At 30.8% G+C, this 17,159-nt stretch carries 16 protein-coding genes; 14 read left to right on the top strand and 2 right to left on the bottom strand.

What is annotated here, in order from left to right:
• Nucleotides 1-63: 63 nt before the first annotated feature.
• Entirely contained in the window at nt 64-393 is a 330-nt protein-coding gene (locus Q0829_RS11490; RefSeq protein WP_298542718.1) for a hypothetical protein, read from the bottom strand.
• Between the two features lie 391 nt (nt 394-784).
• Complete coding sequence (gene tatA / locus Q0829_RS11485) at nt 785-976, bottom strand: twin-arginine translocase TatA/TatE family subunit (protein ID WP_027394483.1); 192 nt, start codon at nt 974-976, stop codon at nt 785-787.
• A gap of 265 nt (nt 977-1,241) precedes the next feature.
• Between tatA and Q0829_RS11480 the strand changes: the two genes are divergently transcribed.
• The 14 genes from Q0829_RS11480 (at nt 1,242) to Q0829_RS11415 (ending at nt 17,009) form a co-directional block, all read left to right on the top strand.
• A complete protein-coding gene (locus tag Q0829_RS11480) occupies nt 1,242-2,111 on the top strand; it encodes a M23 family metallopeptidase (protein WP_118459712.1) in 870 nt (289 codons plus the stop codon).
• 9 nt (nt 2,112-2,120) lie between these two features.
• Nucleotides 2,121-3,620 (top strand): GH3 auxin-responsive promoter family protein, encoded by a 1,500-nt coding sequence (locus Q0829_RS11475; protein ID WP_298542716.1) that lies wholly within the window; start codon nt 2,121-2,123, stop codon nt 3,618-3,620.
• Between the two features lie 25 nt (nt 3,621-3,645).
• A complete protein-coding gene (locus Q0829_RS11470) occupies nt 3,646-5,337 on the top strand; it encodes a hypothetical protein (RefSeq protein ID WP_298542714.1) in 1,692 nt (563 codons plus the stop codon).
• Nucleotides 5,338-5,342: 5 nt separating this feature from the next.
• Nucleotides 5,343-6,332, top strand: coding sequence for a hypothetical protein (locus Q0829_RS11465; RefSeq protein WP_298542712.1), 990 nt, complete (start codon nt 5,343-5,345; stop codon nt 6,330-6,332).
• 16 nt (nt 6,333-6,348) lie between these two features.
• Complete coding sequence (gene rfbB, locus Q0829_RS11460) at nt 6,349-7,359, top strand: dTDP-glucose 4,6-dehydratase (RefSeq protein WP_298542709.1); 1,011 nt, start codon at nt 6,349-6,351, stop codon at nt 7,357-7,359.
• Between the two features lie 60 nt (nt 7,360-7,419).
• Nucleotides 7,420-8,277 carry a glucose-1-phosphate thymidylyltransferase RfbA gene (gene rfbA / locus Q0829_RS11455; protein WP_298542707.1) on the top strand — a complete coding sequence of 286 codons (858 nt, stop codon included), beginning with the start codon at nt 7,420-7,422 and terminating at the stop codon, nt 8,275-8,277.
• A 60-nt stretch (nt 8,278-8,337) separates the two neighbouring features.
• Nucleotides 8,338-8,883: a dTDP-4-dehydrorhamnose 3,5-epimerase gene (gene rfbC / locus Q0829_RS11450; RefSeq protein WP_298542705.1), complete on the top strand. Its 546-nt coding sequence runs from the start codon at nt 8,338-8,340 to the stop codon at nt 8,881-8,883.
• A 72-nt stretch (nt 8,884-8,955) separates the two neighbouring features.
• A complete protein-coding gene (locus Q0829_RS11445) occupies nt 8,956-10,011 on the top strand; it encodes a hypothetical protein (protein WP_298542702.1) in 1,056 nt (351 codons plus the stop codon).
• Between the two features lie 50 nt (nt 10,012-10,061).
• On the top strand, nt 10,062-10,937 hold the full coding sequence (gene rfbD / locus Q0829_RS11440; protein WP_298542701.1) for a dTDP-4-dehydrorhamnose reductase: 876 nt from the start codon (nt 10,062-10,064) through the stop codon (nt 10,935-10,937).
• Nucleotides 10,934-12,070: a UDP-N-acetylglucosamine 2-epimerase (non-hydrolyzing) gene (wecB, locus tag Q0829_RS11435; RefSeq protein ID WP_298542699.1), complete on the top strand. Its 1,137-nt coding sequence runs from the start codon at nt 10,934-10,936 to the stop codon at nt 12,068-12,070. The genes rfbD and wecB overlap by 4 nt, the downstream gene beginning before the upstream one ends.
• Nucleotides 12,060-13,277: a UDP-N-acetyl-D-mannosamine dehydrogenase gene (gene wecC / locus Q0829_RS11430; protein ID WP_298542697.1), complete on the top strand. Its 1,218-nt coding sequence runs from the start codon at nt 12,060-12,062 to the stop codon at nt 13,275-13,277. The genes wecB and wecC overlap by 11 nt, the downstream gene beginning before the upstream one ends.
• Nucleotides 13,278-13,354: 77 nt before the next feature.
• Nucleotides 13,355-14,665: an O-antigen ligase family protein gene (locus tag Q0829_RS11425; RefSeq protein ID WP_298542694.1), complete on the top strand. Its 1,311-nt coding sequence runs from the start codon at nt 13,355-13,357 to the stop codon at nt 14,663-14,665.
• A 12-nt stretch (nt 14,666-14,677) separates the two neighbouring features.
• Nucleotides 14,678-15,865, top strand: coding sequence for a UDP-N-acetylglucosamine 4,6-dehydratase (locus tag Q0829_RS11420; RefSeq protein WP_298542691.1), 1,188 nt, complete (start codon nt 14,678-14,680; stop codon nt 15,863-15,865).
• Between the two features lie 4 nt (nt 15,866-15,869).
• A complete protein-coding gene (locus Q0829_RS11415; protein ID WP_298542688.1) occupies nt 15,870-17,009 on the top strand; it encodes a LegC family aminotransferase in 1,140 nt (379 codons plus the stop codon).
• Nucleotides 17,010-17,159: the final 150 nt, after the last annotated feature.

Genomic DNA, 17,159 nt, shown 5'->3' with positions numbered 1-17,159 from the left:
TTAAAAAAAAATACTCCTTTTAGATAAAAAGGAGTATTTACTATATTTTTATGCCCCAGCTAATTATGGTAGTAAACTTGCAGTAGCATTTTTTTGAGTGATTCTTTTATTTTCTTCTTTGTTTACAAGATTTGTTAATCTTGTTGTTTTTTTAATATCAGTATTAAAACCGTTTTTTTCTAATAAAAGATTATAAAAATCCTTTTTAGTAGTATTAGTAACTTCTTTTTTGTTTTCCTTGATCGTAATATCAAAGTTATTTGCCTTTATAAGAGCGTTATAAAAATCTGATTTTGATGCCTTAACAGTAGTTGTATTCTCATTAGTAATCTCTTGCGCACTAATACTTGAGAAAGAAAATAAAATTACGATGGTAAAAAATATAGTTTTCATAGTTTGGGGCTTTATGAAGTTACTTACTTATTTGACTCAAAATTAACACGAAATAACGATGTAATAAAACATATGAATAGCTTTTAGATGAAGTGGTTTTTTATTTCGATGAAATACACAAATTTTATGGTTTTACCGTAAAAACAAAACGTTTAATGTGTCAAAATTAAGGTTTTATGGTTGTTTTTTGGGAACAATTTTTTTATTTATTCGTTGTAAATGAGCAATGTATGATGCATTCCTAAATAGTAGTTTATGTTTTCACAAATCGTTAACAACTGTGGTTTTTTGATTACTTTAGTATAACTTATTTTGAGTAGTCAACGATTTATTCAATAAAAAATGCCCAGCTTATATAAGCTGGGCATTTTTACTACTATATAACTATAGGTTATTTTTTCTCTTCTATTTTATTAGGATCTTCTTCTTCTTTTGAGGCATCTTTAAATTCTTTGATCCCGCTTCCTAAACCCCTCATCAATTCCGGAATTTTTTTACCTCCGAACAAAAGTAAAACCACAGCAACAATCAAGGCGATTTGCCAAGGGCCTAACATTCCTAAAAATACACTTAATGACATCATGATCTTAAAATTAGATTACAAAGTTAACAAGATTTAGATAAAAAAGACATTTTTGAAGTGCTAAAAACTCCTTTTGTGATAATATTCACACCTTATAATAAGACTATTCATACCTAAATAACGTTTTATACTAGTTATTGTTTGAATTTTATTCCAGTAAATTCAAATGACAAATGGTAATATTGTAGAATTTAGCATTTTTATCCCTAAACAGAATATGTATATTTGCGTAACAAACACAATTGCCCTGATAGTAGATTAATCTATGGCTAAAAAGAAAAAAGAACAAAAAAGAATTACCAAAAAACTACTAAACAAGTATCGACTGGTAATTCTTAACGAAGATACCTTCGAGGAACGAATTTCATTTAAACTAACAAGACTTAATGTTTTTGTATTAGTTATGATTACTTCGATCGTTTTGGTTTCTTGCACAACTATTCTAATTGCTTTTACACCATTAAGAGAATACATTCCAGGATATTCTTCAACATCTTTGAATCAAAAAGCAACTAGATTAGTTTCTACTGCGGATTCTTTAGAAACTGTATTAACCGTTAATCAGGAATATTATAAATCGATCAAAAAAGTTTTAATAGGAGACGTTAAGACAGTAGAGTTTGATATTGATTCTGCACTACAATCACAAAAGTTAAATCCAGAAGAAGTAGATCTAAGTCCATCAGAACAGGACATGAAACTTAGAGAAGAAGTTTCTAGAGAAGATAAATACAGTTTGTTCGAAAGTGAAAAATCGAGTACGGATTTTTCACTATTTCCACCAGTAAAAGGTAGCATTACATCCAAGTATAACGTTAATGAAAAACATTATGCAATTGATGTGGCGGTACCAAAGGACACTCCTATTAAAGCAGCAGCAGCAGGAACTGTAATTTTTGCAGAATGGACATCAGAAACGGGACATGTGATTATATTAGAACATGGAAATAGTTTATTGACCGTTTATAAACATAATGCTTCGTTAACAAAACAACAAGGAGAGTTAGTAAAAGCAGGAGAAGTAATTGCGACAGCTGGATCAACAGGTGAACTGTCGACAGGACCGCATTTACATTTTGAATTATGGAGAGATGGATATCCTACAGATCCATCAAAATTTATTGATTTTGAATAAAAACAGATAATGTCTATTAAATCATTAGGGGCAAAGATTTTTGCAAAGCATATCCGTAAAAAGATAAACAAGTGGGCAAATAATCCTATAAAAACGCAAGAAGAGGTTTTTAATAAATTAATACTAAATGCTAGAAATACAGCTTTTGGTAAAGATCATGGTTTCCATACTATAAAAACACACGAAGATTTTGTAAAAAAAGTACCGATCCGTGATTACGAAGAACTGCGTCCATATGTAGATCGCGTTGTAAAAGGAGAAAGCGATGTACTATGGCCCGGAAAACCAATTTATTTTGCTAAAACATCCGGAACTACGAGCGGAGTAAAATATATTCCGTTAACTTCAGATTCCATGCCAACACATATCCAAGCGGCAAGAAATGCTATTCTGTGTTATATTGCGGAAAGTGGAAAAACTGCTTTTGTAGATGGTAAAATGATATTTCTTCAAGGAAGCCCAGAACTTGTAGAAAAGAACGGAATAAATTTAGGAAGACTCTCTGGAATTGTAGCGCATTACGTGCCAAAATATCTGCAGAAAAACAGATTACCAAGTTGGGAAACCAATTGTATTGATGATTGGGAAACAAAAGTGGATGCAATTGTTGAGGAAACCGTAGATGAAAACATGACAATCATTAGCGGAATACCACCTTGGGTGCAAATGTATTTTGAAAAACTTCAAAAAAAGGCAGGAAAACCAATAGGAGAGCTTTTTAAGAATTTTGAATTGTTTATCTACGGAGGTGTAAACTATGAACCGTATAAAGCTACTTTCCAAAAGTTAATAGGAAGAAAAGTTGCCAGTATTGAATTATATCCCGCATCTGAAGGTTTTTTTGCTTTTCAGGATAAACAACATGAAAAAGGAATGCTTTTACAATTAGATTCCGGAATGTTTTATGAATTTGTAAAAGCAGATAAGTTTTTTGAAGAAAACCCGAAAAGACTAACAATTAAAGATGTTGAGGTCGGAGTAAATTATGTAATGCTTATTTCTTCTAATGCTGGATTGTGGGCATATAATATTGGTGATACAGTGATGTTTACAAGTACGGCACCATACAGAGTAGTAGTTTCTGGTAGAATTAAACATTTTATTTCTGCATTTGGCGAGCATGTGATTGGTAAAGAGGTAGAACAATCTATAAAAGAAGCGGCAGAAACAACCGGAACAATGATCAAAGAGTTTACGGTAGCACCGCAAATCAATCCAGATGACTCAGAGTTGCCGTATCACGAATGGTTTGTAGAATTTCAGGAAACCCCAGAAAACATAGAAGAGTTTGCTTTGCAAATTGATCATTCTTTACGAAAACAGAATACATATTACGATGATTTGATCGTGGGAAATGTCCTGACAACTTTAAAAGTCAGAACAGTTCCTAAAGGCGGTTTTAATAGTTACATGAAATCTATTGGAAAACTAGGAGGGCAAAACAAATTACCAAGGCTTTCTAATGATAGAAAGATTGCCGATTCCTTAACAATCAGTATAGTTAAATAAGTTATATATTTGTTTGGAAAAATTTATGCCAAATTTGAAATTACAAGGAAGAACAAGATCTCAGGAAAGCTCAAGTGCAATAGAACGTATGTATATCACCATGCGACATCTATTCAATAGAGGCTTTTATAAGCCTATGGGAGTTTCTGGAGATACGTTAAGAGAAGGATTACTAACACTTCGTCCAGAAATATATGGTTCCGTTGCGGAAGAAAAAGTAGAGTTGGATGGATTGTTGTATGTAATCGATCGTTTGCCAATCGGAATTGAAGAATGTCGGTATATAAACCTTACTAGTGAGGAAGGTTATAAAAACTCACATTTTAAGGCAATTGTTCCTCCGAAAAGAAGAAGAAATTGTTATAGGATCGACCAAGAGCAAATGAATATCGAGGTTACTCGTGGAAGATCAGAGATCTATGACATTCTTACGCACCTTACTTTTTTGTTTATCGAATCTCATAAGATTATGAATCGAGTGGTGATTAATGAAGAAGGAAACGTAACACGAGATTGGGATAAATTAGAAAATGCAGTATCTTCTAAAAAAGAACTTACAAAAGCAGAACGAGAAGTTGCGCTAACCCATACCGCTAATATACTAGGAAGAACTTTTCAAGAAGTAACCTCTATTTACGGTAGTTTTTCTTGTCCTGAGAATAAAGAGAGATTTCTTCATATAATTTATTGGTTAGGCAAACTGGCAATTGATGAATCCGTTAACGGAAATAAGAGAATTGTTACTTTTAGTCCTGTTTTAAGAGAACGTTTAGGACATCATATTCACGGAGAACGATGGGCAAATAGCATAAAAAATAAATTGGAACAACTTGATTTATTAGAAAGACCCATACATATTATAAGTGCGAACATGCACAGCGTAATGAATACCTTGTACGCACCAATTGCGTTAAAAACAGAACTAAAGAATAAGACGACTTTTGATATTTATGAATTGCTTAGTGAAAGTAAGAATGATAAACTAAGAGCAAAAGTAGAAAAATTAGCCCTCCAGAAAGGGATGACCTATATAAAGGATCAAAGCGGGACAAATATTGATGTTCAGATATTTGACACCTCAAAATATACAGAAGGGACATATGCTTCTTTAATTTCCAAGGTAAAGAAAGAAGATAAACCGCTAATTATTGTAATGGATTATGCGTTTGGAGAACAAGCGTATGAAACCATGGATGAATTGCTAAAACCATATGTAAAACCGGAAGAAACAAAATATCTTAATGTTAAATCAGTTTCTTTAATGGGAAAAGCAGGCATTCTAGAAGGAGGAAAAGGAGATATCATGATACCTTCTGCTCATGTTTTTGAAGGAACAGCAGATAACTACCCTTTTGATAATGGATTGAAAAAGGAAGATTTAGAAGGACATGGAATTGATATTTATGATGGTTCGATGATAACGGTATTGGGAACATCATTACAAAATAGAGACATATTAAAGTTTTTTCATGACTCTACCTGGAATGTGATTGGATTAGAAATGGAAGGAGCTCATTATCAAAAAGCAATTCAATCTGCATCTAAACTAAGAGGTAGTATTAGTTCGGATGTAAAAGTAAACTATGCATATTATGCTTCTGATAATCCATTAGAAACAGGCAGTACTTTAGCATCTGGAGGATTGGGAACAACAGGAGTAAAACCAACATATTTGATTACAGAGAAGATTTTAGAACAGATATTCAATGAAGCTTAGATAGTATGAGTGAAAAAACCAATAATATAGAAATTGATTTAGGACAATTTTTTAAATCTATTATAAAAGGTTTCAAAGGTTTGCTAAAACTTTTAATTAAGGCTTTGTTATTTTATAAAAAGAAGTGGATTTTGTTTTCGATTTTGTTTGTTACTGGGGCTATTGGTGGTTACTTTTTGGAGAAAACTTTTGAACTAAATAAAAGACATAAGCAAGAAATTATTTTAGAGCCTAAATATGATACAACATCTTACATATATGAATTTGTAGATAACTTGAATATCAAATTTAAAGATAAGTTATTTTTAAAAGAAATAGAGCTGGATTCAACAGACATAAAGGAGCTAAAGAAGATTAGCTTAGAACCTATTATCCAATCTAAAGATGTTTTGGATGAATTACAAAGGACTTATAAAGGTCAAAACTTTTTCAATCAATTTATGGATGGGTATGAGGATGAAGCATTAAATAGCGAGAAGTACAAGAGTTTTTTCAAGCACCATAAATTGACATTAGTATTTAATGGAGAAAATAAAAATAATGCCAAAGTCTCTAAACAACTATTAGGTTATGTAGGCTCTAACGAATATTTTAGTAATGAACTCTTTTTGACACTAAAACAAACAAAATCTAATTTAGACAAGAATAAAGAGACTTTAGTTTTTGTCGAAGAATATTTGAATAAGTTAAGCAAAAATCCCTTTAATCAAGATAAGGAAGTTATAGTTATCGGAGGTGAGTCAGAAATACCTACAGTAGCTTCGCTCTTAGATAAGAAGGAATCTTTGATGAGAACGATTAGTTTTCAGGAAAGAATTGTCGAATTGGATACCAAACTATTTGATATAGTAGAATATAGTAATGTTGTTCCATATCCAATAGGAATTCATAAACGATTAATTTTATTATTACCAGTATTGCTTTGTCTTTTTGTGTCTATTATATTTTTATTTAAAAATTCTACAGGAAAATTAGAGAGTTTTATTAACCACTAGTTTAAATTCTATTATCGTGTCTAAAAACATATTAGTAACAGGAGGAGCTGGATTCATAGGTTCAAATTATTTGAATTACAAATCAAAGTTTCAAGACATCAAAATAATTAATCTTGATAAACTTACGTATGCTGCAAACTTAGATAATATTCAAATAGCCAATGATTGCGATTATACATTCATCAAAGGAGACATTTGTGATGTTTCACTAGTTCAAAAAGTTTTTTCAGACTTTAACATAAACGAGGTAGTACATTTTGCCGCAGAATCTCATGTGGATAATTCAATAAGTAATCCAGGAGCTTTTATAGATACTAATATTGTGGGCACTTTTAATTTACTTCAAGCTGCTTATCAAAGTTGGATGGACACTCCTAATGTTTTTAAAAGAGGTATGGAGAACTCTAAATTCCTTCATGTATCCACAGATGAAGTATATGGAACTCTTGGAGAGACAGGATTGTTTACTGAGCAAACATCATATGCTCCTAATAGCCCTTATAGTGCTTCTAAGGCATCCTCTGATATGCTTGTGAGAAGCTATTTTCATACCTATGGCTTGCCTGTGGTTACCACTAATTGTTCTAATAACTACGGACCGCAGCAACACGATGAAAAATTAATACCCACTATAATAAGAAAGGCAGTAACCGAAGAAAATATCCCAATTTATGGAGATGGTAAAAATATTAGAGATTGGTTGTATGTTTTAGATCATTGTAAAGGAATTGATTTAGTTTTAGAAAAAGGAAAACTGGGAGAGACTTATAATATTGGAGGTAAAAACGAAAGAGAGAATATATACATAGCAAGAACAATATGTAAAATTCTTGACAGAGTCAAACCATTACATAATCAAAAATCGTATCTGGATTTGATTACCTTTGTAACCGATAGACCGGGCCACGACTTTAGATATGCAATTGATGCATCCAAAATAGAAAATGAATTAAGCTGGAATGCTGAAGAAAATTTTGAATCAGGAATTGAAAAAACGATAATCTGGTATTTAGAAAAGTATAAGTAACATTTCAAAAACGTATGTTAGTCTGAGCAAGTCTAAGACAAATTGATTAAAATCTCTAAAATGAAAGGAATCATATTAGCTGGAGGATCAGGAACACGTTTACACCCATTAACGCTAGCAATAAGTAAGCAGCTAATGCCGGTGTATGATAAACCTATGATTTATTATCCGCTTTCTACATTAATGTCTGCAGGAATTAGAGAAATTCTAATCATTTCTACTCCATTAGATTTACCATTATTTAGAAAATTATTAGGTGATGGTAAGAAATATGGATGTGTTTTTGAATATGCAGTTCAGAAAGAACCGAATGGATTGGCAGAAGCATTTATTATTGGTGAAAATTTTATTGGAGATGATAAAGTTGCATTAGTTTTAGGAGACAACATTTTTTATGGTTCTGGTTTAGAAGAATTACTGGAAAGTAATAATGATCCTAGTGGAGGAATCATATATGCATATCATGTACAAGACCCTGAAAGGTATGGCGTAGTAGATTTTGATAGTAAAGGAAATGCGATGTCTATAGAAGAAAAACCCCAATTCCCCAAGTCTAATTATGCAGTTCCGGGAATTTATTTTTATGATAACGAAGTTGTTAGAATTGCTAAAAATATCAAACCAAGTGATAGAGGAGAATTAGAAATCACAGATGTAAATAATGAATATCTTAAAGAAAGAAAACTGAAAGTAAGTATATTAGATAAAGGAACAGCTTGGTTAGATACCGGAACGTTTAATTCACTTATGCAAGCTTCTCAGTTTGTACAGGTAATAGAAGAACGTCAGGGATTAAAAATAGGTGCAATTGAAGAAGTAGCTTATAAAAAAGGTTTTATAACCAAGAATCAACTTGAGGAATTAGCAAAACCCTTAATTAAGAGCGGTTATGGAAAATATTTATTGCAATTGGATTAATATTCATTTTTTGTCATTCCAGCGTAAGCTGGAATCCATCTTAGGTATAACAGAATAAGTATGCAAATAGAAAGAACATTTATAGAAGGCTGCTTCATATTAAAACCAAGAATATTCAAAGATGAAAGAGGTTATTTTTTTGAAAGTTTTAATCGAAAAACATTTAAGAAGTTAACAGGATTAAACATTGATTTTGTTCAGGATAACCAATCAGTTTCTACAAGAGGAGTATTAAGAGGTTTACATTTTCAAACAGGAGAATATGCGCAAGCAAAACTGGTAAGAGTAACTAAGGGTAGTGTGTTAGATGTGGTTGTAGATCTAAGACAGGATTCTTTAACATATGGAAAACATTTTTCTTTAGAATTAAATGATCAAAATAATTATCAATTGTTTGTTCCCAGAGGTTTTGCACACGGATTCGTTGTGTTGAGTAACGAAGCTATTTTTGACTATAAATGTGACAATTATTATCACAAAGATGCAGAATCTGGTATTAAATATGATGATTCAGATTTAGCAATTGATTGGAAACTAAAATTATCAGAATTATTATTATCAGAGAAAGATAATATTTTGCCTAATTTTAAAGAATTAAATAAATAACACAAAGTTCTTTCTATTTTTAGAAAACACAGTACCTTTGCGGCACTTTTAAAGGATCAACATTAACTGATTATGAGTAATAAAGAAAACACTTCTGAAGAAATAGATCTTGGCCAATTGTTTAGGTTAATTGGAAATGCTTTTAATAACTTATTTTTATTTATTAGGAAAGTTTTTAAAGGGATATTTCATATCATTATTCTTTTCCTTCAATTCATTCAATTGCATTTTTTAAAATTTGTAATTGCGGGAATTGTTGGTATTGGGATTGGTTGGTATTGGGATTCCGTTTCAGATCCTGTTTATAGATCTTCTATGATTGTAGAACCTAATTTTAATAGTACACAACAATTATATAATAATATAGAGTTTTATTATGAATTAGCAAAGGAAGGAGCATATCAAACTTTGGCATCTTCTTTAAAAATTTCTGATAAAGAAGCAGAAACTATAATAGAAATTGAGATTGAAGCATTTTCTGATGAGAATCAAAAACTAAAGCAATTTAGTGATTTTTTATCTACGTTAGATTCTATTTCTAAAACAAGTTTGAGTTATCAAGATTATTTGAACAATTTCAATAATATCAATGCTAAATTCCACAGAATAGAACTAAAATCAACCAATCCTGAGGTAGCAAAAAAATGTCAAAATGCCATCGTACGCTCTATAGAAAATAATGATTATTTTAGAACGCAGAAAACTACGAATGATTTTAATATAAGATTAAGCGAGATAACCATTAAAAATCAGTTAGAACAGGTAGATTCTTTGAAAATGTTCTATCAGGAATTGAAGATTTTGGAATTAAAAAAGACTGAAGGTACATCAGGAACCACTATAAATTTATCTTCCAATACTAAAAACTTGGACCGTTCAGAAATAGCTTTACTAGATCGTTCTAAAAACCTCAATAATGAGGTTCAATTTCTTAATCAAAAAAGGGCTAATACTGAAAACATTATTAATGTAATTTCAGATTTCCCTGATAAAGGAGGTCGAGTAAACGATTTCTTTACGATGAAGAAGGTGTTATTACCCATTATTCTGGTCGCATTGACCTTTTTGATTCTTGTGGTTTTAGTTTTAAATAGATATTTGAATAACTATAATACTGGTAAAGATTAGAAAAAATAATCCTTAAAAATTGTTAAAACAAAATCAAAAGAACCTTACAAGTGGCTCATAAAAAGCTTCATAATATACAAGTTCTCGTAACAGGTGCGGATGGTCAATTAGGAAAATCGATTAAAGGATTAAAGGGAGATTTCCTTAATTTAGATTTATGTTTTGCGAACTCTAAAAACTTGGATATTACCGATAAAAAAAGTATAGTTCTTTTTTTAGAAAAAAGTTCTTTTGATTATGTAATTAATTGTGCTGCATATACGGATGTTGAGAAAGCCGAAAAAGAACCTCAAAAGGCTTTTTTAATAAATGCGGATGGAGCGAAAAATTTAGCACAGATTTGTCAGGAAAGGGACATAGTTCTTATTCATATATCTACTGATTATGTTTTCGATGGTAAGAAAAACACTCCTTATTCTGAAGAAGATATAGCTAATCCTATTAATGAATATGGAAAATCTAAATTGAGAGGAGAAGAATATATTCAAGAAATACTTAAAAAATATTTCATAATAAGAACTTCTTGGCTCTATTCTCAATATGGTAAAAATTTCTATAAAACGATACTACAAAAATTAAAAACAGAAAAAAAATTAAAGATTACTGCTTCAGAACTTGGAACTCCAACTAACGCTAATGATCTGGCTTCCTTTATCCTCTATCTAATTAGTTCCCTTAGTAAAAAGTACGGGATTTATCACTACAGTAATTCAGGTGAAGCTAATTGGTATGATTTTGCGAAAGAAATTATAAAGATATCCAATAAACTAGATCTGATAGACCTTGTGAAAACAGATAATTACCCTACTTTTGCACAAAGGCCAAAATATAGTGTTTTAAGTAAGAAGAAAGGTATTAAATCATTTGGTCTAAATATTTTGAACTGGAAGGATTCATTGATAAAATTATATTCAAATACTAGATGAAAAAAAACCTAATTGTTTTTGGAACTAGACCTGAGGCTATTAAAATGGCTCCACTTGTTAAAGAATTTCGGAAACATTCTGATACTTTTGAAACAAAAGTTTGTATAACGGCGCAACACAGAGAGATGTTGGATCAAGTGCTGTCTTTTTTTGATATCACTCCTGATTTTGATTTAGATTTGATGAAACCAAATCAGAACTTATATTCACTTACATCAGATATAATAACAGAATTAAAGCCCGTTTTAGAAAAGTTTAAGCCTGATTACGTATATGTTCACGGTGATACTACTACTACAATGGCATCTAGTATAGCGGCTTTTTATTCTGGAGCGAAAGTTTGCCATGTAGAAGCAGGGTTGAGAACTTTTAATATGAAATCACCATTTCCTGAAGAAATGAATAGAAGTGTGACCGGAATAGTTTCTGATATTCATTTTTCTCCAACTAAAACCTCTAGACAGAATCTTATTGATGAAAATAAATCCGCCAATTCTATACTAATAACAGGAAATACTGTTATTGATGCATTACAGTTTAGTGTTCACAAAGTAGAGGCTAGTCAATTTATAGATATTGAAATTGAAAAATTGAAAAAAACAATTAATGTAAATAAGAAATTAATACTTGTTACCGGGCATAGAAGGGAAAATCATGGACAAGGGTTTATCAATATTTGTGAGGCATTAAAACAAATAGCTACCGATAATACAGATGTTCAAATTATTTATCCTGTACATTTGAATCCTAACGTGCAAAAACCCGTATACGAGCTATTGAATGAGATAAGTAATATTAATTTAATTGCTCCACTTTCGTATCCAGCATTTGTATGGTTAATGAATCAATCTTATTTGATTATAACAGATAGTGGTGGAGTTCAGGAAGAAGCTCCTAGTTTAGGAAAACCTGTTTTAGTTATGAGAAATACGACTGAACGACCTGAAGCTGTAGATGCAGGCACAGTAATTTTGGTTGGTACAAATAAAGATAAAATAGTTTTGCAAGCTGAAAAACTTTTAAATGATAAAAACTCTTATGAAGATATGAGTAAATTACATAATCCATATGGAGATGGTAAAGCTTGTCAAAGAATAGTAGAGTATATTCAAAATATTGAGAATGAAGAATAAATCTAGTGTGGTAATGGTCGGATTGGGCTATATTGGTCTTCCAACTTCTGCTTTAATAGCAAAGAATAAAATACATGTTCATGGGGTTGATGTTAATCCTAAAGTTGTAGAAACTATTAATGCTGGAAAGATTCACATTGTTGAACCTGAGCTAGATGAAGCAGTTGATAATGCTGTAAAACAAGGGTATTTAAGAGCTTCAATAGTACCAGTAGAAGCTGATGTGTATCTGATTGTAGTACCAACGCCTTTTAAAGGAAAAAATGAGCCAGACATCTCTTTTGTTCAATCTGCAACTAAAACAATAATTCCATTATTAAAAAAAGGCGATCTTTATATTATTGAATCTACATCTCCTATTGGAACTACCGAGAAGATGATGGATCTTATATATCAAGAACGTCCAGAGTTGAAAGGGGAATTACATATAGCTTATTGCCCTGAGCGTGTATTACCGGGCAATGTTATGCATGAACTAGTATATAATGATAGGGTTATAGGAGGAGTAAATGATGAATCTACCAATAAAGCAGTAAATTTTTATCGTCAGTTTATTAAAGGAGACCTATATAAGACAAATGCAAGAACAGCTGAAATGTGTAAATTGGTGGAGAACTCTTCAAGAGATGTACAAATTGCATTCGCCAATGAGTTATCGCTTATTTGTGATAAAGCAGGAATAAATGTTTGGGAGCTTATAGAATTAGCAAACAAACACCCAAGAGTAAATATTTTACAGCCTGGATGCGGAGTTGGTGGACATTGCATTGCTGTAGATCCTTATTTCATTGTAGCTGACTACCCTATGGAATCCCAAATTATTGGAAAAGCAAGAGAGATTAATAATTATAAATCATTTTGGTGCGCCGAGAAAGTGAAAACCATTAAACTTGAGTTTGAACTTAAGCAAGGAAGAAAACCAAGTATTGCTTTAATGGGACTAGCATTTAAACCTAATATTGATGATTTGAGAGAATCTCCAGCAAAATATATTGTTCAAAAAGTATTACAAAATGCTAATAATGAAGAATATTATATTGTAGAACCAAATATAGACTCTCATACAGTGTTTAAGTTAACTAATTATAAGGAAGCAATTGACAAAGCTGATATTATAGTGTTTTTGGTAGCACATAAAGAGTTTAAAGAACTAGAAATACCTCAAGAAAAAGAGATATTGGATTTTTGTGGAATTATTAAAAAATAGATAGGTTTTAAGGATGTTCAAATTAATAGAAAGAAATCAATAATAGTTTTGAATTTTTATAATGTTCAGCAGAAAATATGTTCAATAACGCGTTGATATTTTTTAAGAAAGACTTTTTTGAGATTAGAACTTTAAAAGAGTTTTTGATTTGTTGTTTGGCAATTTCTTTTCCGGTTAATCAAAAAATATCAACGATATTGTTAGTACTCACTGGAATAGTTTCTGTTTTTGAGTTTAAGAAAAGTGATTTTTTGAGTTTTCTTAAGCTTACATTACCCATGATTTTACTTTATATAATTTATGTAATTTCATATGCAAGAGATGGTTTAAGTTTTGAGAGCTACTGGTTTGAGAAGAAAGCTTCTCTATTAATTTTTCCAATTATCTTTTTTAATACTGATTGGCCATTAAAAAAGAGAGTTTTAAGGTTGTTTGTTTATGGCTGTATAATTAGCTATTTAATATGTTTGTTTACTGCTCTCTATAATTCTTTTGATGGTGTTGAATTTAATTTCATTAAGGAGATTCCAAATAAAAAATTGAAATTTACAGAAGCTGTTGATTATAATGCTAATAGAGTATTAGGAACTGCTTTTATTATTACGGGTTTTCAAAGGTCCTATTTTTCGATATATTTTTGTTTTGCCTTGTTAATTGTTTTAAACGGATTTAAAGAAAAAAAGCTAGCTCATAGAATATTAATTATTAGCATACTTATTGTTGGAATTATTCAGACATGGAGTTTAGCAGGAATTTTAAGCCTTTTTTTAGTTATAGCTTTTACAATCTTCATGAATGTTAAAAACCTGAAATCAAAGTTATTATTTATTTTGATAGCATCAATTGGTTTTGTAGGCGTTATAAACCTAAACAACAGAGCTAAGTTTATGTATCAAACTATAGTTTCTGGTGATTTAAAAATTGATGGCCCAACAGCCTCGGCGGTAAGACTAAGACCTTGGATAGCTTCAATTAATGAAATTGAGAAAAACCCTATATGGGGATATGGAATTAAAAACTCGCAAAAAGCATTAAATAGTTATTATAGATCTAAATTAGAAAAATATCCAGGATTTCGATGGCCTTTGGAACGTAAGTTTAACGCACATAACCAATATTTTCAATTTATTCTTGAAATTGGAGTAATTGGTCTATTGTTATTTGTTTTAGTAGTAATATCTTTTGTAAATAAAGTAAAAAACAGTTCTACTGATCAAAAACTAATAGGATATGGTTTTTTGAGTTTAATATTATTTAATTTTCTTTTCGAAAGTATGATGAATAGATATATGGGTATATCATTTATAGCTTTATTTTTGAGTTTGTTTTTGACTATTTCAAGAACTCCTCAAAACTGCATAGTAAGAGAGATGAAAAAAATGATTTAAGAGAGTGAAAAAATGAATAAACTTAGATTAATAGGAAGAGAAAAAGCATTGTTTGATAGCGATGTTAAAAATCATGAAAATGATTTAGAAAAGATAGTTTCATTTTCATCTTTCCTTGTATTAGGAGGAGCGGGTTCAATTGGACAGGCTGTTACTAAGGAAATCTTCAAAAGAACTCCTAAGAAATTACATGTTGTAGATATTAGTGAAAATAATCTAGTAGAATTGGTAAGAGATATAAGAAGTTCTTTTGGATATATTGATGGGGATTTTAAAACTTTTGCATTAGATATAGGCTCTATAGAGTACGATGCTTTTATTGAGGAGGATGGTAAATATGACTATGTACTTAACTTATCTGCTTTAAAACATGTAAGAAGTGAAAAGGACCCGTTTACTTTAATGAGAATGATCGATGTAAATATTTTTAATACCGAAAAAACATTGCTCCAATCTATAGCTAAGGGTACTAAAAAATATTTCTGTGTATCTACAGATAAAGCTGCGAACCCCGTAAATATGATGGGAGCTTCTAAGCGAATAATGGAGATGTATTTGATGAGGAGAAGCAAAGATATTAAAATCTCTACTGCTCGATTTGCTAATGTAGCATTTTCAGATGGATCATTACTTTATGGATTTGACCAAAGAATAAAGAAGAAACAGCCTTTGGTAGCTCCAAATGATATCAAAAGATACTTTGTAATACCTAAAGAGTCTGGAGAACTGTGTTTAATGTCATGTATTTTTGGAGATAATAGAGATATATTTTTTCCAAAATTAAGTGAAAACCTCCATTTAATTTCTTTTGCAGATATTGCCGTAAAATATCTTGAAGGATTAGGATATGAACCATACCTATGTAAAGATGAAGTTGAAGCTAGAGAAATGATTAAAACACTGCCAAGTCAAGGAAAATGGCCTTGTTTATTCTCGTCTAGTGATACCACTGGAGAAAAAGATTTTGAAGAATTTTTTACCGATAAAGAAGCATTAGATATGGAAAGGTTTCAAAATCTTGGAATTATAAAAAATGAACGGAACTATGATAGTGAAAAATTAGAAAATTTCACTGATGAAATTCAAACTTTGAAGAGGAACAGGAAATGGCAGAAAAAAGATATTGTTGATCTGTTTTTTACTATGATACCTGATTTTGGACATAAAGAAACTGGTAAATACCTAGACGGTAAAATGTAAATATATGTATCAAGAATTTATATCCTTTGTTCAAGAAATTTTTAAGACAAAGGACTTCATCCCTTTACATGCTCCGGTTTTTAAAGGGAACGAAAAAAAATATATAAATGAATGTATTGATTCTACATTTGTTTCAAGTGTAGGTAAATTTGTTGATCAATTTGAAGCAGAAGTAGCAAAATTTACAGGTGCAAAACATGCAATTGCTACTTCAAACGGTACTGCAGCACTCCATATTGCATTATTGATGGCAGGAGTAAATCAAAATGATGAGGTAATTACACAACCATTAACATTTATTGCAACTCTAAATGCTCTTAGTTATATAGGGGCCCACCCTATTTTTGTAGATGTTGATAAAGATACTTTAGGCTTATCCCCCGAAAAATTAGAATATTTTTTATCAAATAATACGGAAATAATAAATGGAGAATGTATTAATAAAATAACCAAGAGAAAAATAAAAGCAGTTGTTCCAATGCATACATTTGGTCTTCCGGCCAAAATTGATGAGATTGTCTCTGTTTGTAATAACTATAATATACAGGTAGTAGAAGATGCAGCAGAGTCATTAGGAAGTTATTATAAAGGAAAGCATACAGGAACTTTTGGATTGATAGGAACTTTTAGTTTTAATGGGAACAAAACAATTACAACTGGAGGTGGCGGAATGATCATTACAAACAATGACAAAATTGCTCAAAAAACTAAGCATATTACTACTACAGCAAAAATACCTCATCCTTGGGATTATGAGCATGATATGATAGGGTATAATTATCGTCTACCAAATGTCAATGCCGCTTTAGGTTGTGCTCAAATGGAGATGTTACCTTCAATACTTGAAAAGAAAAGAATATTGTCAGAGATGTACAAAGCGTTTTTCAATGATAAGTCATTGCAATTTATTGAGGAACCAGATAAAACAATCTCTAATTACTGGTTGAATGCAATTCTATTAGAAAATAACCAAGAGCGAGATGAATTCCTTAAGGAAACTAATGAAAACGGAGTGATGACAAGACCAATTTGGAAATTAATGAATAAATTAACAATGTTTAAAAATGCTCAAACTGGTAACTTAGAAAATGCTACATGGTTTGAAGAACGTGTAGTAAACATTCCTAGTAGTGCAATTCTTTAATAACTGTTAAATGTCCTGAATATGTAATAAAATAACCTGTTTACTTATGAAAATAAGATAGAGGTTGCTCCACAAATCTTGTTAATAGTATATCATGAATTAAAACGATCAGCTGTTAAATATGTTACAGAAGTACCTCAACACAGAAAA

Source organism: uncultured Aquimarina sp. (genome assembly GCF_947492405.1).
Classification (GTDB): Bacteria; Bacteroidota; Bacteroidia; order Flavobacteriales; family Flavobacteriaceae; genus Aquimarina.
This window is presented reverse-complemented; position numbering and strand designations above follow the sequence as displayed.